Here is a 20,842-nt window from a genome sequence, read left to right as displayed (position 1 = left end):
ACGACGAAGGCCCGCCCGGAGATCTCCGGGCGGGCCTTCGTGCGTACGGGGTGGAGGATCAGTCGCGGGTCAGGCGGCGGTGCGTGACCCGGTGCGGTCGGGCCGCTTCGACACCGAGGCGCTCGATCTTGTTCTCCTCGTAGGCGGCGTAGTTGCCCTCGAACCAGAACCACTTGGCCGTGTCCTCGTCGTCGCCCTCCCAGGCGAGGATGTGGGTGGCCACGCGGTCGAGGAACCACCGGTCGTGGGAGGTGACCACGGCGCAGCCGGGGAAGTCGAGCAGCGCGTCCTCGAGGGAGGAGAGCGTCTCCACGTCCAGGTCGTTGGTGGGCTCGTCGAGCAGCAGCATGTTGCCGCCCATCTTGAGCGTCAGCGCCAGATTGAGCCGGTTGCGCTCACCGCCGGAGAGGACGCCGGCCTTCTTCTGCTGGTCCGGGCCCTTGAAGCCGAACGACGCGACGTAGGCGCGCGAGTTCATCTCGAAGTTGGCGACCTTGATGAAGTCGAGCCCGTCGGAGACGACCTCCCAGACGTTCTTGTTCGGGTCGATGCCGCCCCGGCTCTGGTCGACGTAGGAGATCTTGACGGTCTGACCGACCTTCAGCTCGCCCTCGTCCGGCTTCTCCTGCCCGGTGATCATCCGGAACAGCGTGGTCTTGCCGACACCGTTCGGGCCGATCACGCCGACGATGCCGGCCCGGGGCAGGGAGAAGGACAGGTCGTGCATCAGGGTGCGACCGTCGTACCCCTTGGCGAGGTCGTGGGCCTCGAGGACCACGTCCCCGAGGCGCGGGCCTGCCGGGATGTTGATCTCGGAGGTGTCGATCTTGCGCATCCGGTCCGCCTCGGCGGCCATCTCCTCGTAGCGAGCCAGACGCGACTTGCTCTTGGTCTGACGTGCCTTCGCGTTCGAGCGGACCCACTCCAGCTCGCGCTCGAGAGCCTTGGCGCGCTTGGCGTCCTTGGCGCCCTCGATCTTGAGGCGCTCCTTCTTGGTCTCCAGGTACGTCGTGTAGTTGCCCTCGTAGGGGTGCGCCTGGCCTCGGTCCAGCTCGAGGATCCAGGAGGCGACGTTGTCCAGGAAGTACCGGTCGTGGGTGACCGCCAGGACGGCGCCCGGGTAGGAGGCGAGGTGCCCTTCCAGCCACTGGACGGACTCGGCGTCGAGGTGGTTGGTGGGCTCGTCGAGCAGCAGCAGGCTGGGCTGCTGCAGGAGCAGCTTGCACAGGGCCACGCGGCGACGCTCTCCTCCGGAGAGGTTGTCCACCAGGACGTCCGGCGGCGGGCAGCGCAGCGCGTCCATCGCCTGGTCGAGGCGACTGTCGAGGTCCCACGCGTTAGCGTGATCGAGGTCCGTCTGCAGGTCGCCCATCTCGGCGAGCAGGGTGTCGTAGTCGGCGTCCGGGCTGGACAGCTCCTCGGAGATCGCGTTGAACCGGTCGAGCTTGCCCTTGATCTCGCCGACCGCCTCCTCGACGTTCTCCAGGACGGTCTTGCCCTCGCTCAGCGGCGGCTCCTGCTGGAGCATGCCGACCGTGGCGTCCGGGTCACGGATCGCGTCACCGTTGTTGGCGTGGTCGAGCCCCGCCATGATCTTCAGCAGCGAGGACTTGCCGGTGCCGTTCGGGCCGACGACACCGATCTTGGCCCCGTGCAGGAAGGAGAGGGTGACGTTCTCGAGGACGACCTTGTCACCGTGGGCCTTGCGCACGTTGCGCAGGGTGAAAACATATTCCGACATGGTGGATGAGCCTACGGCCAACCCGACCGGAGGACCCGATCGGGGTGGCCCGCCCGGCCCCCGTCCCGGCGCCTCAGGCAGCCACCTCCTCGGTCGCGGCGACCGCCTCCGCGGGCCGCGACACCCGGGTGAACTCGCTCGTGCCCCGGTTGAGGTCATGGCCGACAAACACGGCGTCGACCTCGAACGAGGTCACCTCCATGCCCGCCGAGTTCGTCCACACCTGGGCGTTCAGCCGGCCGTGAACCACGACGGGGTCCCCCCGGCGCAGCGACGCGGCACAGTGCTCACCCAGCGTCCGCCAGGCGGAGACGGTGAACCACTGGGTGTCGCCGTCGACCCACTGGTCGCTCTTCTTCTGGTAGCGGCGCGGCGTGCAGGCGACGCGCAGCTTGGCCACCGTCGCCTCGCCGACCTCACGCACCACCACGTCGCTGCCGAGCCAGCCCTGCAGCGTGATCATGGACTCGTTCATCGTGCTCTCCCTCGTCTCGGCCCGGCGTGGATGCCGGGCGGTCGACGACGAGACTCGGCGTTCCCACCGACGATCGGGCCGAAGCCTCCCCGCGGCTGGGGATGCGGCGGTTCGGAGGAGCTGCTGTGCAGGAGTCGCGGACGTCAGCCCAGCGCCTTGGCCAACCCGGCCTTCACGGCGGCGTGCGCGGCCAACTCCGCCTCCATCGGCTCGATGACGAGCTCGCGGGCGACGTCGTGCACCGCCGAGCGCAGGCGGCGGTCGGCGACCTTGGCCCGCCGGCGGGCCGTCGCGTTGACCAGGACCCGGGACATCAACGCCAGCAGGATCCCCAGGGCGACACCGCCGATCAGCAGCATGGTCGGGATCGGGAAGCCGCTCGCCTCCGGCACACCCGGGGTGCCCAGCTGCAGGTAGCTCGCTCCGGCCAGCACCCCGAGCCAGGCGGCGCCGGTCAGGGCCACGAGAAGCAGCATCCACTGCAGGTAGCGCAGGGCCCCCGCCCACCGCGGCACACCGCTCACGCCCAGGTCGGTGCTGCCCAGCGCCGCGTCCAGTCGATCGCCCAGGTCGGGCAGGCGGGCGACGGAGGCGCTGCGCACCGACTCCACCCACGGCTGGGCGAGCCCCTCGGTGACGTCGTCGCTGAGCGCGCGCACCTCGCTGTCGATGCGCGCCCGCTGGACCGGGGTCGCCTCCGGCGCCGAGGTGCGGGCCCGACCGGTCAGGCTCTTGCCGGCGGCGCCCAGGTCGAGGTGCAGACGCTTGAGCGGGTCGGGCTTGAAGCGGGAGATCCACGCGGTGACCGGCCACCCGGTGGCGCGAGCGGCACGCAGCCGCGCCGAGCGCTCCACCGCGTCGACGACCGTCGGCACACCGGCCGCGTCCGCGAGCGCGTCGTCCAGGGCCGCGGCGCGCTCGGCCGAGATGCCGCGCGAACTCCCGGCGCCACAGGCCTCGGCGAGCCGCGTGGCAGCCGCTCGCAGATCCGCCTCGAGGCGCGACTTGGTCATCTCCTTGGCAGCCACCCGGCGGGCGATCTCGTTGCGCAGCTCCGGGAGACCGGTGCCGAGCCGGGCGCTCAGTGCGATGACCGGTACGTCGACCAGGCCGTCGTCGACCAGCAGGCGCCGGACATCGGCGAGCATGCCCTCGCGACGCTCCTCGGGCACGGTGTCGATGTGGTTGAGGACGACGAGCATGACGTCCTGGTGGGTCGACAGCGGAGCGAGGTAGCGGTCGTGGATCGCGGCGTCGGCGTACTTCTGCGGGTCGAGCACCCACACGAGCAGGTCGGCGAGGTCGACCAACCGGTCCACCTCGAGGTGGTGCGAGACCTCGGTGGAGTCGTGGTCGGGCAGGTCGAGCAGGACCACGCCCTGCAACGCCGCCTCGGCCGGGTCCTGACGACCCGTGTCGAGCATGGAGTCGCGGGTGGTCTGGTGACGCGGTGGGATCCCGAGCCACTCGAGCAGCTCGTCGGCACCGTCGCGTCCCCAGACGCAGGCGGTGGCCCACGAGGTGGTCGGGCGACGTACGCCGACGGCGGAGAGCTCGAGCCCGGTCAGCGCGTTGAAGGTGGAGGACTTGCCCGAACCGGTCGCGCCGGCGATGGCGACCACGGTGTGCTCGGCGGAGAGCCGCAGCCGTCCCGATGCCCGGGCGACCACGTCCTCGGCGTCACTGACGACCTCGGCGTCGACCCGTCCGCGGGCAGCGGTCACCGCAGCATCGAGCCCGTCGAGACGCGCACCGATGTCGGAGCCACGGGTGACCATCTTCTTGGCCCCCTGGAGCAAGGACGTCATCTTCTCCCTCGACCCACCGCCACGAGGCGGCGCTGGCGGACAGTGCTGCGGCACACCCTAGGGGGTGGGCCACTCACGACGAGGACTCCCCCGCCTGCTGGGCGGCGAAGCGCAGGTCGTCGACACGACGGGCCGCGGCACGCAGGTGCTCGGGCTGGTGCGGGTCGACGCCGAGCGAGTCGAGCAGGTCGGTGTAACGCGCCCGCTCGGTGTCGAGCAGTTCGGCGACGCGAGCCTCCAACGAGAGGCGCGCGCGCTCGGCGAGCGAGCGCACGGCCTGGTCCCCGAAGACCGCCTCCAGCAGCTTCTGGCCCAGCACGGCACCGCCGCCGGCGATTCCGGCCTCGGCCCCGACCAGAGCTCCACCCGTGTGCGCGAAGACAACCACCATCAGCGCGACGGAGAGCCCGTTCACGCCGTAGGCCATCACCTTCGCCGTGCCCCGTTTGTCGGCCCCCTCGGTGCGCACCATCTCGAGGACGTCCTGCTGCCAGTCGCGTACCGAGCGCTCGGCGCGGCGGCGCAGGTCGCGCGAGGCACGCCCCAGGTCCTCCCCGGCGTCCTGGAGCAGCGTCCGGCCCGACTCGAGCGACTGCCAGGAGGCTGCGGCCCGCTCGGCTGCCGCCTCGGCGTGCTCCAGGATCAGCGTCTCCAGGCCGGACTCGACCGCGACGGTGACGCGTTCGGCCTGCTGCGGCTTGCCCTTGACCGAGGAGACGATTCGGTCGCGCAGCCAGCCGACCCGGTTCTCCAACGACTTGAGCAGCTCGCCGGTGCCGACGAACTCCTGCCAGCGGGCGAGCACCTCCCCGCGCAGCAGGGTCCCGTCAGCGGAGGCCTGGGCCACCGCGGCGGTCGCGTCGGCGTACGCGCTGTCGGCATCCGAGCGGAGCTGGGCGAGAGCCGTGACCTGCTCGGTGGCTGCGTCGGCGACACCGTGGGCCCGACGGGTCAGGGTGCGGACGGCGCCGTCGAGGGTCTGCTTGACGACCACGGCCCGGGCATCGACGTCGTCGGCCAGCGACTGGAGCCAGCCACGGATGTCGAGGACGGCCTCCACCGGCAGCAGACCGTCGGCGTCGACGTCGGACTCCTCGATCGTGAACAGCGGGGAGTCCTTGAGTCCGCGACTGGCCAGCATTCGCGCCAGGTGGGTGGCGACGGTCTCGACCGCGGCCGGGGGCGTCCGGTCCAGCACGATGGCGACGGCGGCGGATCGCTCGGCGGCCTGCCGCAGGTAGTCCCACGGCACCTGGTCGGCGTACCGGGCCGCGGAGGTGACGAAGAGCCAGAGGTCGGCGGCGGCGAGCAGCTGCGCCGCGAGGACCCGGTTGCGCTCCTCGACCGAGTCGATGTCGGGGGCGTCCAGGATCGCCAGCCCGGCAGGGATCGCCTCGGAGGCGACCAACTGCAGGGCCTGCGGGTCGTTGGTGGAGTGGGTGACCCGCTCCAGGTCCGGCAGCAGGCGGTCCTGGCCGAACCACTCCGCGTCGTCGGGGTGGTGCACGAGCACCGGGGAGCGGGTGGTCGGGCGCAGGACGCCCGGCTCGGTGACCCGTCGTCCGACGAGCGAGTTCACCAGCGTCGACTTGCCGGCTCCGGTCGACCCACCGACGACGGTCAGCATCGGCGCCTCGACGGTCATCATCCGCGGGATGACGTAGTCCTCGAGCTGGTCGACGGCCTCGCGCAAAACGGTACGCCGCTCCTCCACCCCGGGCACGTCCAGCGGCAGCCGGGTGTCCTGCAGCGAACCGCGCAACATCACCAGCGCGGTCAGCATCTGGGTGCTGTGCGGCTGCGGATCGCCGTGGAGCTCTGTCATCGGGTGGGTACCACCTGTCCGGGGAATGCGATCGAGGGGCGCACCGCGCCGATCCGCAGAACGTAGTCCTGCCCACGTGCGGCGAAGTCGGGCGGGGGTGTCCCGCGCAGGAAGCGGTGATGCAGGAAACCGAGCTCGATGGCGGCCTGCTGGTACTCACGCATGGCCCGTTCGCCCGCCTTGCCGCCGTGCTGGCGCGCATAGCGGCGACCCAGCCGACGCGCGCGCAGGTCGACGACCCAGCCGATGTCGCTGGCCGGAATCAGGCCGCGCTGCGCCGCGTCCCCCAGCGCGGCGGTGAGCATCCGGCGCTCGGAGCGGCGGGTCCAGACGGCGAACGCGATCACCGCGAGGAAACCGGGAGCCATCAACAGCCCGTAGACGGCGACGAAGCTCTCCAGACCGAAGACGGTGGAGGCGTTCCACGTCGCGTGCGTGGCGACGGCGATGACGTACCCGGTCAGCGGAGCCGCGAGGCGCACGACGGGGCGGCGCGTGCCGACGGCGATCCCCACGCCGATGCCGATGAAGGCGGTGAAGAAGGGGTGCGCGAACGGGCTGATCAGGCACCGGACCACGAAAGTGCTGGTCAGCGCGACGGTGCCGCCGGGGCCCAGCCCGTCCAGCCCGTCGTACGCGGCGGCGAGGTAGAGGATGTTCTCGGTGAAGGCGAAGCCGATGCCGACCATGCCGGCGTAGACGATCCCGTCCAGCACACCATCGAGCTCGGCGCGTCGCCACCACAACAGCAGGAGCAGGAAGAGCCCCTTGCTGCCCTCCTCCGCGATCGGCGCCACAACGGCGAGCGAGACGTTCTCGGTGAAACCGACGACGAACCCGCCGACCCCCTGGATCAGCAGCGCCGCAGCGGTCGCCACGAACACGCCCCAGAGCAGGCCGGCAGCGAGCAGGCGGCGCGGCTCGGGCTCGTAACGGTCCAACCAGAGGTAGCAGCCGACCAGCGGGCCGACCGGGAGCGCGGCCAGGATCGTGGCGAGGAGCACGGTGGACGGGGCGCCGGCGAGCGCCAGCACGATCAGGATGGGCAGCGCCCCAGCCAGGACGAGCAGGGTGACGACGACCGTGAAGGCGACACTGTCACGACGCGGTCCGGGCATGGGCGGCAGCCTATCGCTCGACTCCGCTCGAGCCGTGGACCGGCGTAGGGTGAAGAGCGTGAGTGAGAACACCCAGGCCCCGTCCTCCGCCTCCCAGCCTGATGCCCCGACCGAGAGCCAGCCCCGCACGGAGTCGCACGACCCGAGCGTGCCGGCGGCGTACTCGGCCTTCATGCGCACCGGGTGGGGTGAGCGTGAACTCGACCTGCCCCGCCACCCGGTCGCCGAGCACGCTGCCCGTCGGCGCGCCGAGCTCGCCGAGGCTTTCCCCGGTGAGCGCCTGGTGCTGCCCGCCGGCACGTACAAGGTGCGCTCCAACGACACCGACTACCGCTTCCGCCCGGACACCGCGCACACCTACTTCTCCGGCAACCAGACCAGCGACGCCGTCCTGGTGATCGAGGACGGCGAGTCGGTGCTCTATGCCCGGCCCCGCTCGGCCCGTGACACCGACGAGTTCTTCCGGGACCGCCAGTACGGCGAGCTGTGGGCCGGGCGCCGCCCCTCGCAGCAGGAGATCTCCGACTCCCTGGGCATCGAGGTGCGCCACCTCGACGACCTGCCGGCAGCCCTGGGCGGCGCCGGCAAGACCCGCGTGCACCGGGGCGTCGCCGCCGGGATCGACCGGCTGGTCTCCTCCGACGAGTCGCGCGACGAGGAGTTCGCCCGGGTCGCCTCGGAGATGCGCCTGGTCAAGGACGCGTGGGAGATCGCCGAGCTCCAGGAGGCCTGCGACATCACCACGCTGGGCTTCGAGGACTCCGTGCGCGAGTGGGACGACGTGCTGAAGTACGGCGAGCGCTGGATCGAGGGCACCTTCTTCCGCCGGGCCCGGGCGATGGGCAACGACATCGGCTACGACTCGATCGTCGGCGGCGGCAAGCACGCCACGACGCTGCACTGGATCGAGAACTCCGGCCCGATCACCCCCGGCGAGCTGGTCCTGCTGGACATGGGCGTGGAGGGCAACAACCTGTACACCGCCGACGTCAGCCGCACCCTGCCGGTGAACGGCCGGTTCACCGGCCTCCAGCGCGAGCTCTACGACCTCGTGCTCACCGCCCAGCAGGCCGGGATCGACGCGGTCCGGCCGAACACGCCGTTCCTGGCTGCGCACCACGCCGCGATGACGGTGCTGGCGCACGGCCTCGAGGGCATGGGCCTGCTGCCGGTCTCCGCCGAGGAGGCGCTGGACCCGGAGAGCAAGGTCTACGCCCGGTGGACCCTGCACGGCACCAGCCACATGCTCGGGATGGACGTGCACGACTGCGGCAACGCCTCGGCCGACATCTACCCCAAGGGCGACCTGGTCGAGGGCATGGTGCTGACCGTGGAGCCGGGCCTGTACTTCCAGGAGGACGACCTGCTGGTGCCCGAGGAACTGCGCGGGATCGGCATCCGGATCGAGGACGACATCCTTGTCACCGCCGACGGCAGTCGGAACCTCTCCGAGGCCCTGCCGCGTACGGCGGACGACGTGGAGGCCTGGATGGCCAGCCGACACGGCTGAGCCGCTCGGTCACCGGGTGACCCGAACGACTCATGGTCGCAGGCCGGATCCGGTCCTAGCCTGAGGTCGTGCGCAGGAGTTCCTGACGGCCCGCGGCACGCCGGGCGACGCACCTGTCTCGGAGGTCGACATGCCCGCAGCCGAATTCATCGCCGACACCCTCGAGCCCGTCCGCAGGCTGGCCAGCGACCCGACCAGGGAGCCCACCGACGGGGTGGGACTGTGCCTGTCCGGCGGCGGCTACCGGGCCATGCTCTTCCACACCGGAGTGCTCTGGCGCCTGCACGAAGTGGGCTGGCTGGGCACGGTCGACCGGGTCTCGTCGGTCTCGGGCGGTTCGATGGTCGCCGCCCTCGTCGCCAAGCACTGGACCGACCTCACCTCGCCCGGCGACCGGATGGCGACGTTCCGCGAGGTCGTGGTCGACCCGGTCCGGGCCCTTGCGTCGCGCACCATCGACCGGACCTCGGTGATCACGGGCCTGCTCTCCCCCTTCTCCAGCATCGGGGAACAGGTGGAGTCGGAGCTGCGGTGCCACCTGCTCGGCGCCACCACGCTGGCGGAGCTGCCGCTGCAGCCGACGTTCGTCTTCAACGCGACCAACACCGGCACCGGCAAGCTGGTCAGGTTCACCCGCCGCTACGTGGCCGACTGGCGGGTGGGACGCATCGCCGACCCCGACCTGCGGCTCTCGGTGGCCGTCACGGCGTCGGCGGCGGCCCCGCCGTTCCTCTCCCCCTACCTGCTGGACCTCTCGGGCGCACAGTGGACCGACGACGACGGGAACGACCTCACCGACGGGGAGTACCGCGACGAGTGGGCCCTCACCGATGGCGCCGTCTACGACAACCTGGGCCTGGAGACCGCCTGGAAGAAGTGCCGGACCCTCTTCGTCTCCGACGCGGGCGGGACGCTGGAGCCCGACCCCGACCCGGCCCGCGACTGGGCGCGGCACATGGCCCGGATCACCGAGGTCCTCGACCACCAGGTGCGCTCGCTGCGCAAGCGACAGGTGATCGGCTCGCTCGTCGAGGGCCGGCGGCTCGGCGCCTACGTCGGGATCCGTAGCGACATCACGCACTTCGAGGCGCCGCACCTGCTGCCCGCCCCGGTCGAGCAGACGCTGGCGCTGGCGGCCACCCCCACCCGGCTCAAGGCGCTCAGCACGGGGCACCAGGAGCGGCTGGTCAACTGGGGGTACGCCGTGGCCGACGCCGGTTACCGCGCTCACCTGGACCCGGCCGCCGAGCCCCCCGCGGCCTATCCCTACCCGGGCGGGGTCGGCTGACCCGGACCGACACGAGTGGGCGGGTCACGCCGGCTGCGGCATACTTGCCCGCGGGTCGGAGCTCCGATCCCCGGCCCCTGTAGCTCAGCTGGATAGAGCAAGAGCCTTCTAATCTCTAGGTCGCAGGTTCGAATCCTGCCGGGGGCACCACCGGCCGTCAGGCCTCGCTCGCCTCGGCGTCCACCACACGGATCCGGTCCGGCTCGAAGCCGTTCTGCATCCCCCAGAGCATCGCCTGGGTCCGCCGGGTCACCCCGATCTTGCGGTAGGCGAGCCGGATGTAGGTCTTCACCGAGTTGATGCTCAGGTAGCTGCGCTCCGCGATCTCCTGGTTGCTCAGCCCCTGGGTGATCAGCGCCAGCACCTCCGCCTCCCGGTGCGACAACCCCACCTCGCGCCCCGGCCACGCCCCCCGCTCCGCGCTCGGGTCGTCGACCGTCCCCCCGGCCTCGTCGCGGGGCAGCACGATCGTGCCGGCATGGACGGCCTCGATCGCCTCCACCATCGCCTCGCCGTCCAGCGCCTTGGACAGGTAGCCCGAGGCACCCTTGACGATGGCCCGCTCCACGAGGTCGGGCTGGGTGTTCCAGCTGAAGATGATCACCCGTGCTGACGAGCCGTGCACGAGGTCCTCCAGGTCCACGCCGTCCCCCTGCACCTGGCCGAAGGTGTCGTAGAGGATCACGTCGACGTCGGTGAGCACGGGAAGTCCCGAGTCGAGCTCGACCACCTTCACCCGTTCACGGTGGGCGGCCAGCATCGCCGCCACCCCGGCGACGACGATCGCGTAGTCGTTGACCACGGCGACGCGGATCGGAGAGCCAGTGCGCATGACACGAACCCTATTCACCCGCGAGGGGGATGTGGGGACTTGCCAACGTACTTAGGGTGGGAGACGACACTCGAGCAGCGGGGGACACGCCCGCCTCACCACAAGGATGACCGTGCCGGACTCTCGGACCTGGCGTGTGCTGTGTCCTCGCGCTGCGCGCACCTGCGAGTACGACCACTCGTCCTTCATCGACGCCCTGGCCGATGCGGCTCTCGGGGCCTTACGCAGCGTCCCGTACGACGCGCTGCCATCGGCCAGGGTCCAACCGTCGTGTCCTCCGCTGCCAGGTGTCGATCCGACCATCGGCCGATCGTGGTGACGTCCACCTTCACCGCCGAGGGGTCGGGCACCTCCCCCGAGCTCTGGCGCCGACACCCGGACTGGGCCGGCGTCCCGCCGCTGGAGCTGCGCAACGGGGCCGAGGAGTGCACCCGGCTGGTCGTCGTGGCCGCCCACCCGAACGACGAGAGTCTGGGCGCCGGAGGGTTGATCGCCTCCGCCCACGAGGCCGGCCTGGCCGTCTACGTCCTGCTGCTGACCGCCGGAGAGGCCTCGCACCCCGAGTCCCCGACCCGGACCCGGCACGACCTGGCCACCCAGCGCATGGCCGAGGCCAAGGCAGCACTCGCGATCCTGGCGCCCGGTGCGCCGCTGGTCTTCCTCGGCGCTGCCGACGGGGCAGTGGCCAGGTCGCAGTCCGACATCACCACCAGCCTGGTCGAGCTGATCGGGGACGGTCGTCGAACCCTGCTGGTCGCACCGTGGCGCGAGGACGGCCACACCGACCACGAGGCGGCCGGCCGGGCCGCGGTGGCCGCGGCTCGCCGTACCGGGGCACGCCTGGTGCAGTACCCGATCTGGATGTGGCACCACGGCGACCCCGCCGACGCACCCTGGAGCTCGTTGGCCCGACTCGACCTCACCTCGCAGACGCTGGACCGCAAGGCCCGCGCGATCCAGGCGCACACCACCCAGGTCCATCCGCTCTCCGAGGAGCCCGGTGACGAGGTCCTGTTCTCCCCGAGCGTCCTCGCCCACTTCACCGGCGGGCGCGAACACTTCGTCGTCGAGCCCAACGACGACGACACGCTCGACCACCTGCACCGCACCGAGGCGGATCCGTGGGGTGCCGACGTCCGCTGGTACGAGCACCGCAAGCGCGAGCTGACCCTGGCCACGCTCCCCCGTCCGCGGTTCCGTCGCGCACTCGAGGTGGGCTGCTCCCGCGGGGCCCTGGCCGAGGCGCTGGCGGCGCGGTGCGACGAGCTGGTGGCGGTGGACCGCAGCCCGACCGCGTCACTCGCCGCCCGGACCCGACTGGCGGACGTCCGCGGGGTGAGCGTGCAGGAGATGGACGTCCCCGGCCACTGGCCCCCGGGCCGCTTCGACCTGATCGTGGTCTCCGAGACCGGCTACTTCCTGAGCCCTGCGGACGTCGACGGCCTGATCGACCGGATCGCTGACAGCCTCGACGACGACGGTGTGGTGCTGCTGTGCCACTGGCGTCACCCGGTCTCGGGCTGGGTGCTGGACGGATCGGCCGTGCACGACCTCTTCCTCTCCAGCCGGCTGCCCGACGAGGCGGCTCGCTACACCGACCGGGACGTCGAGATCCTGGTGCTCTGCGGCCCGCACGTGTGGCCCGAGCCCAGCAGGTAGGACTCACCTCGGCGCGGCTGCGCCGAATGGCGGGCTGGGACGGTCAGAATCGAGGTGGCCCAGCGCAGTATGAGAGCGCTGGGCCTTTGTCATGCCCGCCCGGTGTCGCCCCGCCCGCTGTCACGCCCCGGCGCTCGTCCGGCCGGCGTACTCGTCGATCTCGGCCAGCACCCGCGCGCGCACGTCGTTCTCGGCGTACGACGCGTGCACGGCCGCGCGGGCCAGGTCCGCGATGCCGGACTCGTCGAGGTCCAGCAGGTCGGCCGCGATGGCGTACTCCTGGTTGAGCGTGGTGCCGAACATCGGCGGGTCGTCGGAGTTGATGGTGACCGTGACGCCGGCGTCGCGGAACGCCCGCAGCGGGTGCTCGGCCAGGCTCGCCACGGCGCGGGTCGCGACGTTCGACGACGGGCAGACCTCCAGCGGGATGCCGCGCTCGGCCAGGTGGGCCAGCAAGGCCGGGTCCTGGACCGAGGAGGTGCCGTGCCCGATCCGTTCGGCGCCGAGCAGGTCGAGGGCGTGCCAGACCGTCTCGGGTCCGGTGGTCTCACCGGCGTGCGGCAGGCTGCGCAGGCCGGAGGCCCGGGCCGCGTCGAAGTGCGGCTGGAACTGGGGCCTCGGCACACCGATCTCCGGACCGCCCAGTCCGAAGCCGATCAGGCCGTCGGTGCGATGGTCCAGGGCGTAGCCCAGGGTCGCATCGGCCGCCGGCAGCCCAGCCTCGCCAGGAATGTCGTAGATCCAGCGCAGCACCAGGCCGAAGTCCCGTTCGGCGGCCACCCGGGCGTCCTCGATCGCCTCCGAGTACGCCTCGATCGGCATGCCGACGCCGTCCTCGTGCGGCCGCACCGACGTGTACGGCGTGCAGGTGAGCTCGGCGTAGCGCAGGTTCTGACCGGTCGCCATCTCGCGGGCCACCTCGTAGGTCAGGTAGCGGATGTCCTCCGGAGTCCGGACCAGGTCGACGACTGCCAGGTAGACCTCGATGAAGTGGGCGAAGTCGCGGAACTCGTAGAAGCGCGCCAGCTCCGCCGGGTCGCTCGGGACGACACCGGGATGGCGGGAGGCCAGCTCGCTGACGATCCGGGCGGAGGCGGACCCGACGTGGTGGACGTGCAGTTCGGCCTTGGGCAGGCCGGCGATGAAGGCGGAGTGGTCGGTCGACGTCATCCGAGGACTCTCTCAGGATCTGGTCGATCCGGGCCAGTCAGCCGATCTGGGCGAACAGGTCGGCGGCCTGCTCCTCGATCCCCTGACGGTTGTTCAGCGGCTCACCGTTGACCAGCACCGTCGGCGTCGTGTTGATGCCGGCCTTGGAGGCGGCGTCGGAGGCGTTGATCACCCACTGCCGGAAGGCGGTCTCCTCGATCGGGCCGCGCACCTGCTCCTCGTCGGCACCGGCCTCCACTGCCCAGGCGACCAGGTCGTCGGTGTCCGGGTAGGGACCGCCCTCGGAGGGCTGGTTCTCGAAGAGCAGGTCGTGGAACTCCTTGGCGACCTCGGGGCCGGAGACGTCGAGCACGACCCCGAAGGCGCTGGCGGCCTCCATCGAGTAGTCGATGCCGAGCAGCTGGAAGGGGCGGTACTCGACGTACACCTCACCCTCGGCGGCGAGCTCCGCGAGCCGCTCCCGGGTGGCGCCCTCCAGCTCGGCGCAGAACGGGCACAGGAAGTCCTCGTAGACGACCACCGTGTCGGGGGCGTCGGGGTCGCCGACAGCCAAAGCGTAGGTGTCCGTGGCCCCGGCCGGCGGGTCGGTCGGCTTGGTGGCGAGGTCGCGGTTGCTCTGCAGGAAGTAGCCGACGACCACCACCAGCACCAGCCCGGCCAGGATGCTGCCCACGGTCGTGATCTGTCGGATCCGGTTCTGCCGCTCGAGGGCGCTCAGCTCAGCAGCTGCGCGCTCGGCGCGGGAGCGTGCGGCGTTCTGCTTCGACATCGGTCAGGGCCTTTCGGTGAGGGCGCGGCTGCGGAAGAGCACACGGTCGAGGGAGTAGCGCGAGCATGGCGACCACACCAGGTACGCCGAGAGCAGGAGCAGCCCGGCATCCCGGGCGATCTCCCACGGGTACTGCGCGGACGCGCCCGGCTTGGCGCCACCGCCTCCGAAGCAGCCGCACTCGATCTCGATCCCCCGGACCCAGACCGAGACGATGCCGATCACGAACGCGGCGAAGAGCAGGACGGAGAGGGCGGCCGCACCCCGGGTCAGCAGGCCCGTCACCAGCACCAGACCCAGCACGACCTCCAGCACCGGCAGCAGGTGACCCACGGTCGGCACGATGCTCTCGGGCAGCAGGTCGTAGGCGCGCACGGCCCGGACGCTGGCGTAGGGGTCGGGCAGCTTGAGGGCGCCCGCGACGAGCCAGACGCCGCCGGTGACGAGCCTGGCCACCAGTCCGAACCACTCCTTCATGGCGGACACCCTAGGCAGCCCACCTGAGCGAGGCCTGAGGGCGCCGTGAGAGCTCGGGCGCTTTGCGCGAACTCGTCGTACGTCGAGCGCGCGGGCGTAGGGTGACTCCTCGTGAACGAGAGACTGGTGTGGATCGACTGCGAAATGACCGGGCTGGACCTCGGCGCCGACGCGCTGATCGAGGTGGCGGCCCTGGTGACCGACTTCGACCTGAACGTGCTGGGTGAGGGCATCGACCTGATCATCAAGCCCCCGGCGGAGTCGCTGGAGCAGATGGGCGACTTCGTCCGGAACATGCACGAGACCAGCGGGCTGCTCGAGGAGCTCGAGTCGGGCATCCCCATGGCCGACGCCGAGCAGCAGGTGCTGGACTACATCAAGGAGCACTGCCCCGACGGCAGCCGGCCGCCTCTGGCCGGCAACACCGTCGCCACCGACCGCGCCTTCCTCGCCCGGGACATGCCGACCCTGGAGTCGTTCCTGCACTACCGGATCGTCGACGTCTCCTCGATCAAGGAGCTCTCTCGGCGGTGGTTCCCGCGCGCCTACTTCCAGTCCCCGGCGAAGCTGGGCAACCACCGGGCGCTCGCCGACATCCAGGAGAGCATCGAGGAGCTTCGCTACTACCGCGAGGCCGTCTTCGTGCCCTCCCCCGGACCGGACAGCGCGGTCGCACGCGCGATCGCGGCCCGCCACGCGGGTTCGCTGACGGGTCTGCCCGAAGACGCTCCCGATGCGGAGACTGCTCCGGGGATCTAGTACGATTCGGCGACGGTTCGGCCCCAGGGTCGAGCCCACGGTGGGTATAGCTCAGCTGGTAGAGCGCCGCCTTGTGGTGGCGGATGTCGCGGGTTCGAGTCCCGTTACTCACCCCGAGAGATCGAGCCCCTGACCTGGTCGCCCAGGTCAGGGGCTCGATTCATTTCGCTGGAGACAAGGGCCAACCCCTCAGCGGTTGCCTTCGGCGTTCCGGTCGCTCTTCTGCGCAGGACGCAGCGGGCTGTCGAAGGAGATTCCTTCGGGACCGACACTGACCATGAAGGGCTCGTCCTGATTCGCGCCCGAGGAGTTCTCGGTGTTCACGAACATGAACTCCGACGTGTCGAAGTCCGCGCCGCAGCCCGTCGGTCCGGCCGGGTTGTCAACGCACGGTCGGTAGTTGATCTGAGCGTCTCCGGCACCGTCACTGATCACCGAGACCGACACGGGGCTCGTGGAGATCGAGCGCGGGAACTTGACGATGTAGAAGCCAGTGCCGAGATAGGTGACCCCCTCGACGCCGTTGCCGCGGAGCAGGGTGCCGTCCGCGGCCACGATCGCCCACAGCGGCTTCTCGACCCGTGTGGCCCGCTCGCGGGCATCCGGCGAGAGGTCCGCGAACGCCAGGCTCCCGTTCCTGACGTCCTTGCCCGTCAGGGAACTGTTCTTGACGTCCTTGCCGGTGAGGTTGTTGTTCTTGATGTCCTTGCTCGTCACGGAGTTGTTCTTGATGTCCCGTCCGGTGATCAATCCGGCCGCGACGGCCGTGCCTGAGCAGGCCACGATCAAGGCCAGCACGGAGATGATGATCGACGGCGTCAGGCGGGGGCCGGGGCTGAATGCAGTGTTGGGCATGAGGCTCTCCTCGGTCGAGCGACGAGCCGCTCCCCCATCGGGCCTCTTGACGTCCCTCGAGAAGGACTGTCGCGTGGACTCCCCACCCTAGGAGCCCGCCCCGCCGAGCGTGACGAATTCCGTGACGCGGCCCGTTGCGAGCCGCGGACTCAGCCGGGGATGTGACCGAAGTGGCCGCGCTGGAAGTCCTCGTAGGCCTGCAGGACCTCGGACCTGGTGTTCATCACGAAGGGCCCGGCCCAGGCGAGCGGCTCACGGATCGGGCGGCCACCGACCACGATCACGTCCATCTTCGGCGAGCGGCTCTCCTGGCTGCCGTCGGCCGTGATCGTGAGGTAGTCCCCCGCCCCGAGCACGGCGGTCTGCCCGGTGTGGATCGGGTGGGCGTCGGTGCCGACCGTGCCGCGGCCGTTGAGGACGTAGACGAGGGCGTTGAACTCGACGTCCCAGGGCAACTCGAGGCGGGCGCCCGGCTCGAGCGTGGTGTGCACCAGCGTCATCGGGGTGAATGTCGAGCCCGGACCGGAGTGACCGGCGATCGAGCCGGCGATGACGCGGACCAGCGCGCCGGCGTCGCTCGAGGCCAGCAGCGCGACCTCGCCGGAGCGGATGTCCTGGTACTTGGGGTCGATCATCTTGGCGTCGCGCGGCAGGTTCACCCAGAGCTGGATGCCGTGGAAGAGGCCACCGCTCTGCACCAGCCACTCGGGCGGCGCCTCGATGTGCAGGAGCCCGGCGCCCGCGGTCATCCACTGGGTGTCGCCGTTGGTGATCGTGCCGCCACCGCCGTGGCTGTCCTGGTGGTCGAAGACCCCGTCGATGATGTAGGTGACGGTCTCGAACCCGCGGTGCGGGTGCCAGGGCGTGCCCTTGGCCTCGCCGGGTGCGTACTCCACCTCACCCATCTGGTCCATCATGATGAACGGGTCGAGGTGGGCCAGGTCGAGACCGGCGAACGCGCGACGGACCGGAAAGCCTTCTCCCTCGTGGCCCTGCGGCGCGGTGGAGACCTGCCAGACGGGCCGCGGCTGGTCGCCCAGTCCGGGCGTGGTCAGGCGCGGCAGAACGGTCAGGTCGTCAGCGGTGATCGCGGGCATCGGGTGGACCTCCTCGGGTGTCACCAGCCTCAACCGTAGTTGAAACCTTGATATTCCTCCGCCGGACGCCGGTCCGGTCCGGACCGGCTCGCGGCGCAGGGGTGGGGTACGTCGGGGCTCTCCGGACGACGGCTAGGTTGATCCGATGCACTCGGTGAAGAGCTCGTACGACGTCGTCATCGTCGGAGGGGGCCACAACGGTCTGGTCGCAGCGGCGTACCTGGCAAAGGCCGGCCAGCAGGTGCTGGTCCTGGAGCGTCTGGGCCACACCGGTGGTGCCGCCGTCTCCGCCACCGCCTTCGCAGGACAACCGGCCCGCCTCTCGCGCTACTCCTACCTGGTCTCGCTGCTCCCGAACGAGCTGATCACCGACCTCGGCCTCGACCTCTCGTTCGCGTCGCGCACCACCGCGTCGTACACCCCGGTGCTGCGCGACGGAGACGCCCGCGGGCTGCTCGTCGAGCGGCCCGAGGGTCCGGCCACCCGGAAGTCCTTCCGGGAGCTCACCGGAAGCGACGCCGAGTACGACGCGTGGCAGGCCTTCTACTCCGACGTCAGCGACCTGGCGGCCGTCGTGGCGCCCACGCTGCTCTCGCCGCTGCCCACCGAGCGGACCATCCGCGAGCAGGTCGACCCGGCCGTCTGGCGTGACCTGGTCACCGAGCCGCTGGGAGCGGCGATCGAGTCCCGCTTCCGCGACGACACCGTGCGCGGCGTGGTGGCCACCGACGCCCTGATCGGCACCTTCGCCTCCATGCACGACCCGTCCCTGATCCAGAACCGGTGCTTCCTCTACCACCTGATCGGCAACGGTGACGGCGAGTGGCGCGTCCCGGTCGGCGGCATGGGTGCAGTCACCGACGCCCTGGCCCGAGCCGCCCGCGAGGCCGGAGCCCAGATCGTCACCGGCGCCGGTGTCAGCGCGATCGACACCGCCGGCGACGGAGCCGAGGTCACCTTCCACGACGGGGTCCGCACCCACGCGGTCACCAGCCGGTTCGTGCTCTCGAACGTCGCCCCGTGGGTGCTGCGGATCCTGCTCGGCGAGGGCGAGGACCCGCAGAGCAAGCCCGAGGGAGCCCAGCTCAAGATCAACTTCCTGCTCGACCGGCTGCCCCGGCTCAGGTCCGGGGTCGACCCCGCCGTCGCCTTCGCCGGCACGCTGCACCTGAGCGAGGACTTCACCCAGCTGGAGGCCGCGTACGCCGATGCCGCCGCGGGTCGGGTGCCCGCGCAGATGCCCGGCGAGGTCTACTGCCACTCGCTCAGCGACCCATCGATCCTCGGCGACTCGACGCCGGGCACCCACACGCTCACCTACTTCGGCCTGCACGCTCCCGCATCGCTCTTCGAGAACGACCCCGGCGCCAAGGACCTGGCGGTGCAGCGCGCGCTCGCGTCACTGAACGAGCACCTCGTGGAGCCGATCGAGAGCTGCCTGGCCACCGACGGCGACGGCCGGCCCTGCCTCGAGGCCAAGGTTCCCCAGGACATCGAGAAGGACCTGGCCATGCCGGGCGGCCACATCTTCCACGGCGACCTGGCCTGGCCCTGGGCCCCGAACCGCTCGCGCCTGGAGACCCCGGCCCAGCGCTGGGGCGTCCAGACCGACGACCCGGCCGTGCTGCTGTGCGGCTCGGGGGCGCGCCGCGGGGGCGCGGTGTCGGGCCTGGGCGGGCACAACGCGGCCCAGGCGGTGCTCGAGTCCCTCTGAGGCCGGCCCGATTTTTCTTCTCGGGCGAGCCGCTGGTATTGTTCCACTCGCTTCACCACGCGCGGCATTAGCTCAATTGGCAGAGCAGCTGACTCTTAATCAGCGGGTTCGGGGTTCAAGTCCCTGATGCCGTACCACCACGAAGGCCAAGACGCATCACGCGTCCTGGCCTTCGTTCATTTCGCCGGCGCGCGGCTCACTGGTGCGTGACCCAGGCGCCGTACGTGCGGTGGCCCTTCACGACGTCGGTGTACTCCCCCCACTCCATCGTGCCGAAGGTGTTGACCCGCAGTCGTCGCGGCTTGTCACCCTCGAGCGTCAGGCAGCCGCGACCGATCACGGTCCGCAGCACCACCCCCTTCTTCTTCACCCGAGCCCGGTGCAGGCCGCACTCCACCTCGGTCCCGTCGAAGAGCGCCCGATAGGGGTTCTTCTTCGGGGGCCAGCCGTCGTCGGTGCGCACCACCGAGACGCTCGGGTCGTCGGAGACCTCGTTCCTGACGACGACGAACACGAGGAACTCCGGCTGCCGGTTTCCCCGGGTGTCCACGAAGTGCCACATCTCGTGGGGCAGTTCGCCGCGGGTGTTCGGCTCGTCGACCATCCGGGTCGTGAGCCGCACTCGCTTGACGGTGTGGTCGACGGTGACCTTCTTGATGTCCGATCCGTACTTCCCGTCGCCCGTGGCGTCCTTGGTGACCGTGAGCTGGGCGTGTGCCGGGGCAGCCAACAGGAGACCTGAGGCCAGTGCGGCGAGCAGAGCGAGGGGCTTGTGCATCGTGGGTCCTTTCCCGAGTCCGGTGTGATGCACCAGTAGGACGCCACCATTCGCCCCGAAGTTGTCCCGGAGTTGCCCCGAAGTTGCCCGCCAGTGCGGCGCTACCGGACGTTGTTGTGGTGCCGAACCAGGTTCTCCTGCACCCGGGCGGCGAGCGTCGCGTCGTCGAAGAGCCACTCCACGTCGCGTGGGTTGATCACCAGCAGGTGCATCGGGGTGGTCGCGGTCACCGTGGCCGTGCGTTCGGTGTGCTCGAGGATGCCGATCTCGCCGATCATCTCGCCCCGGGTGGTCTGCCGGATCAACTCGTCGCCGATCCGGACCTCCGCCACCCCCTCGACCACGATGAACGCCTCGTAGGCGCGGGTGCCCTCGACGGTGAGCGTGCGCCCCGCGGGCACCTCGACCTCGTCGACGTGCTGGTCGATCCGCGCCAGCACCTTGTCGGGCAGCCCGGACAACATCGGGACCTCGCGGAGGAAGTCGAGGCGAGCGGTGGGAACTCCATGCTTCAGTTTCTTGAACATGACCATCACCTTTCCGGCCTCCCCGTCACAGGATGATGGCACCGACCACGGGAGGGGGCAATGGCCCTGGTGGTGACTAGCCAAGCTCGCTGAGCCGCTCGCGGTACTCCGCGGTGTCGATCTCCCCGCGGGCGTACCGCTCGGCCAGGAGTGCCTTCGCCCGCTGGTTCGGCTCGGATTCGTCACCGCCGCGTGTCGTGCTCGGATGACTGCCGAGCGACCGAGCGACCAGTGTGAACGGCGCCCTTCGAGGCGCAATACGCCGCTGCGCCGACCGTTCCCAGGTCGCCCCAGATCGATCCGAAATTGACGATGGCTCCCGATCGTTGCGCCCGCATTGGAGTCAGCGCGGTGACACATAAAGAACGTCCCGCCGACGTTCACGCTCATCACCCTGTGCCATTGCTCAGGGCTGGTGTCGATGCCATCAGCCCGCACGA

At 70.6% G+C, this 20,842-nt stretch carries 19 protein-coding genes, 3 tRNA genes and 1 pseudogene; 8 read left to right on the top strand and 15 right to left on the bottom strand.

Annotated elements, in window-relative coordinates; all coding sequences use genetic code 11:
- Window positions 1–58: 58 nt before the first annotated feature.
- The 5 genes from ettA to ABZE72_RS03570 all read right to left on the bottom strand — a co-directional run bounded on the left by ettA (window position 59) and on the right by ABZE72_RS03570 (window position 6,967).
- The gene (ettA, locus tag ABZE72_RS03590) at window positions 59–1,741 is read right to left on the bottom strand and encodes an energy-dependent translational throttle protein EttA (protein WP_372727644.1); all 1,683 of its coding nucleotides are present in this window, start codon (window positions 1,739–1,741) and stop codon (window positions 59–61) included.
- Between the two features lie 73 nt (window positions 1,742–1,814).
- The gene (locus ABZE72_RS03585) at window positions 1,815–2,216 is read right to left on the bottom strand and encodes a single-stranded DNA-binding protein (RefSeq protein ID WP_372727643.1); all 402 of its coding nucleotides are present in this window, start codon (window positions 2,214–2,216) and stop codon (window positions 1,815–1,817) included.
- A 143-nt stretch (window positions 2,217–2,359) separates the two neighbouring features.
- Window positions 2,360–4,024, bottom strand: a complete 1,665-nt coding sequence (locus tag ABZE72_RS03580) for a GTPase (RefSeq protein ID WP_372727642.1) — start codon at window positions 4,022–4,024, stop codon at window positions 2,360–2,362.
- A 73-nt stretch (window positions 4,025–4,097) separates the two neighbouring features.
- Window positions 4,098–5,849 (bottom strand): dynamin family protein, encoded by a 1,752-nt coding sequence (locus ABZE72_RS03575; RefSeq protein WP_372727641.1) that lies wholly within the window; start codon window positions 5,847–5,849, stop codon window positions 4,098–4,100.
- Window positions 5,846–6,967 (bottom strand): PrsW family intramembrane metalloprotease, encoded by a 1,122-nt coding sequence (locus tag ABZE72_RS03570; protein WP_372727640.1) that lies wholly within the window; start codon window positions 6,965–6,967, stop codon window positions 5,846–5,848. The genes ABZE72_RS03575 and ABZE72_RS03570 overlap by 4 nt, the downstream gene beginning before the upstream one ends.
- 58 nt (window positions 6,968–7,025) lie before the next feature.
- Between ABZE72_RS03570 and ABZE72_RS03565 the strand changes: the two genes are divergently transcribed.
- The 3 genes from ABZE72_RS03565 (at window position 7,026) to ABZE72_RS03555 (ending at window position 9,915) form a co-directional block, all read left to right on the top strand.
- A complete protein-coding gene (locus ABZE72_RS03565) occupies window positions 7,026–8,477 on the top strand; it encodes an aminopeptidase P family protein (protein WP_372727639.1) in 1,452 nt (483 codons plus the stop codon).
- A gap of 130 nt (window positions 8,478–8,607) precedes the next feature.
- Window positions 8,608–9,765, top strand: coding sequence for a patatin-like phospholipase family protein (locus ABZE72_RS03560; protein WP_372727638.1), 1,158 nt, complete (start codon window positions 8,608–8,610; stop codon window positions 9,763–9,765).
- A 73-nt stretch (window positions 9,766–9,838) separates the two neighbouring features.
- Window positions 9,839–9,915 (top strand) — tRNA-Arg (locus ABZE72_RS03555).
- 7 nt (window positions 9,916–9,922) lie between these two features.
- On the opposite strand, the gene ABZE72_RS03550 is transcribed toward ABZE72_RS03555, so the two are convergent.
- On the bottom strand, window positions 9,923–10,597 hold the full coding sequence (locus tag ABZE72_RS03550) for a LuxR C-terminal-related transcriptional regulator (protein ID WP_372727637.1): 675 nt from the start codon (window positions 10,595–10,597) through the stop codon (window positions 9,923–9,925).
- 312 nt (window positions 10,598–10,909) lie between these two features.
- On the opposite strand from ABZE72_RS03550, the gene ABZE72_RS03545 reads away from it, so the two are divergent.
- Window positions 10,910–12,256, top strand: coding sequence for a PIG-L family deacetylase (locus ABZE72_RS03545; protein WP_372727636.1), 1,347 nt, complete (start codon window positions 10,910–10,912; stop codon window positions 12,254–12,256).
- A gap of 120 nt (window positions 12,257–12,376) precedes the next feature.
- Here the strand turns inward: ABZE72_RS03545 and ABZE72_RS03540 are convergent, their stop codons facing one another.
- Genes ABZE72_RS03540 through ABZE72_RS03530 form a run of 3 tightly spaced genes read right to left on the bottom strand, consistent with a single transcriptional unit; the run spans window position 12,377 to window position 14,672 of the window.
- Window positions 12,377–13,426, bottom strand: coding sequence for an adenosine deaminase (locus ABZE72_RS03540; RefSeq protein ID WP_372727635.1), 1,050 nt, complete (start codon window positions 13,424–13,426; stop codon window positions 12,377–12,379).
- Between the two features lie 37 nt (window positions 13,427–13,463).
- Window positions 13,464–14,195, bottom strand: a complete 732-nt coding sequence (locus tag ABZE72_RS03535) for a DsbA family protein (protein WP_372727634.1) — start codon at window positions 14,193–14,195, stop codon at window positions 13,464–13,466.
- A gap of 3 nt (window positions 14,196–14,198) precedes the next feature.
- Window positions 14,199–14,672: a MauE/DoxX family redox-associated membrane protein gene (locus ABZE72_RS03530; RefSeq protein WP_372727633.1), complete on the bottom strand. Its 474-nt coding sequence runs from the start codon at window positions 14,670–14,672 to the stop codon at window positions 14,199–14,201.
- 111 nt (window positions 14,673–14,783) lie between these two features.
- Between ABZE72_RS03530 and orn the strand changes: the two genes are divergently transcribed.
- Together orn and ABZE72_RS03520 are read left to right on the top strand one after the other, a co-directional pair.
- Complete coding sequence (gene orn / locus ABZE72_RS03525; protein WP_372727632.1) at window positions 14,784–15,431, top strand: oligoribonuclease; 648 nt, start codon at window positions 14,784–14,786, stop codon at window positions 15,429–15,431.
- Between the two features lie 40 nt (window positions 15,432–15,471).
- Window positions 15,472–15,544 (top strand) — tRNA-His (locus ABZE72_RS03520).
- 76 nt (window positions 15,545–15,620) lie between these two features.
- Here the strand turns inward: ABZE72_RS03520 and ABZE72_RS03515 are convergent.
- Window positions 15,621–16,286, bottom strand: coding sequence for a hypothetical protein (locus ABZE72_RS03515; RefSeq protein ID WP_372727631.1), 666 nt, complete (start codon window positions 16,284–16,286; stop codon window positions 15,621–15,623).
- Between the two features lie 149 nt (window positions 16,287–16,435).
- Window positions 16,436–17,407 carry a pirin family protein gene (locus ABZE72_RS03510; protein ID WP_372727630.1) on the bottom strand — a complete coding sequence of 324 codons (972 nt, stop codon included), beginning with the start codon at window positions 17,405–17,407 and terminating at the stop codon, window positions 16,436–16,438.
- Between the two features lie 121 nt (window positions 17,408–17,528).
- On the opposite strand from ABZE72_RS03510, the gene ABZE72_RS03505 reads away from it, so the two are divergent.
- Window positions 17,529–19,097: a phytoene desaturase family protein gene (locus tag ABZE72_RS03505; protein ID WP_372727629.1), complete on the top strand. Its 1,569-nt coding sequence runs from the start codon at window positions 17,529–17,531 to the stop codon at window positions 19,095–19,097.
- 61 nt (window positions 19,098–19,158) lie between these two features.
- Window positions 19,159–19,234: transfer RNA gene (locus tag ABZE72_RS03500), tRNA-Lys, on the top strand.
- A 59-nt stretch (window positions 19,235–19,293) separates the two neighbouring features.
- Here the strand turns inward: ABZE72_RS03500 and ABZE72_RS03495 are convergent.
- From ABZE72_RS03495 to ABZE72_RS03480, 4 genes and pseudogenes are all read right to left on the bottom strand, one after another.
- Window positions 19,294–19,875, bottom strand: a complete 582-nt coding sequence (locus ABZE72_RS03495; RefSeq protein WP_372727628.1) for a hypothetical protein — start codon at window positions 19,873–19,875, stop codon at window positions 19,294–19,296.
- 101 nt (window positions 19,876–19,976) lie between these two features.
- Window positions 19,977–20,402 carry a cyclic nucleotide-binding domain-containing protein gene (locus tag ABZE72_RS03490; protein ID WP_372727627.1) on the bottom strand — a complete coding sequence of 142 codons (426 nt, stop codon included), beginning with the start codon at window positions 20,400–20,402 and terminating at the stop codon, window positions 19,977–19,979.
- A 76-nt stretch (window positions 20,403–20,478) separates the two neighbouring features.
- Window positions 20,479–20,550 (bottom strand): SHOCT domain-containing protein, encoded by a 72-nt coding sequence (locus ABZE72_RS03485; RefSeq protein WP_372727660.1) that lies wholly within the window; start codon window positions 20,548–20,550, stop codon window positions 20,479–20,481.
- Between the two features lie 34 nt (window positions 20,551–20,584).
- Window positions 20,585–20,752, bottom strand: a pseudogene (locus tag ABZE72_RS03480) (SDR family NAD(P)-dependent oxidoreductase); the annotation flags it as partial.
- Between the last annotated feature and the right edge of the window lie 90 nt (window positions 20,753–20,842).

Origin of the sequence: Nocardioides sp. (assembly GCF_041600255.1) — a bacterium.
Taxonomy (GTDB): Bacteria; Actinomycetota; Actinomycetes; order Propionibacteriales; family Nocardioidaceae; genus Nocardioides.
This window is presented reverse-complemented; position numbering and strand designations above follow the sequence as displayed.

What these genes read in the sequence shown, in the direction of transcription:
- ABZE72_RS03575 (WP_372727641.1), bottom strand. Translation starts at nt 5,849, where the DNA reads ATGACAGAGCTCCACGGCGATCCGCAGCCGCACAGCACCCAGATGCTG.
- ABZE72_RS03515 (WP_372727631.1), bottom strand. Translation starts at nt 16,286, where the DNA reads ATGCCCAACACTGCATTCAGCCCCGGCCCCCGCCTGACGCCGTCGATC.
- ABZE72_RS03560 (WP_372727638.1), top strand. Translation starts at nt 8,608, where the DNA reads ATGCCCGCAGCCGAATTCATCGCCGACACCCTCGAGCCCGTCCGCAGG.
- ABZE72_RS03580 (WP_372727642.1), bottom strand. Translation starts at nt 4,024, where the DNA reads ATGACGTCCTTGCTCCAGGGGGCCAAGAAGATGGTCACCCGTGGCTCC.
- ettA (WP_372727644.1), bottom strand. Translation starts at nt 1,741, where the DNA reads ATGTCGGAATATGTTTTCACCCTGCGCAACGTGCGCAAGGCCCACGGT.
- ABZE72_RS03495 (WP_372727628.1), bottom strand. Translation starts at nt 19,875, where the DNA reads ATGCACAAGCCCCTCGCTCTGCTCGCCGCACTGGCCTCAGGTCTCCTG.
- ABZE72_RS03490 (WP_372727627.1), bottom strand. Translation starts at nt 20,402, where the DNA reads ATGTTCAAGAAACTGAAGCATGGAGTTCCCACCGCTCGCCTCGACTTC.
- ABZE72_RS03530 (WP_372727633.1), bottom strand. Translation starts at nt 14,672, where the DNA reads ATGAAGGAGTGGTTCGGACTGGTGGCCAGGCTCGTCACCGGCGGCGTC.
- ABZE72_RS03550 (WP_372727637.1), bottom strand. Translation starts at nt 10,597, where the DNA reads ATGCGCACTGGCTCTCCGATCCGCGTCGCCGTGGTCAACGACTACGCG.
- ABZE72_RS03585 (WP_372727643.1), bottom strand. Translation starts at nt 2,216, where the DNA reads ATGAACGAGTCCATGATCACGCTGCAGGGCTGGCTCGGCAGCGACGTG.
- ABZE72_RS03535 (WP_372727634.1), bottom strand. Translation starts at nt 14,195, where the DNA reads ATGTCGAAGCAGAACGCCGCACGCTCCCGCGCCGAGCGCGCAGCTGCT.
- ABZE72_RS03505 (WP_372727629.1), top strand. Translation starts at nt 17,529, where the DNA reads ATGCACTCGGTGAAGAGCTCGTACGACGTCGTCATCGTCGGAGGGGGC.
- ABZE72_RS03540 (WP_372727635.1), bottom strand. Translation starts at nt 13,426, where the DNA reads ATGACGTCGACCGACCACTCCGCCTTCATCGCCGGCCTGCCCAAGGCC.
- ABZE72_RS03570 (WP_372727640.1), bottom strand. Translation starts at nt 6,967, where the DNA reads ATGCCCGGACCGCGTCGTGACAGTGTCGCCTTCACGGTCGTCGTCACC.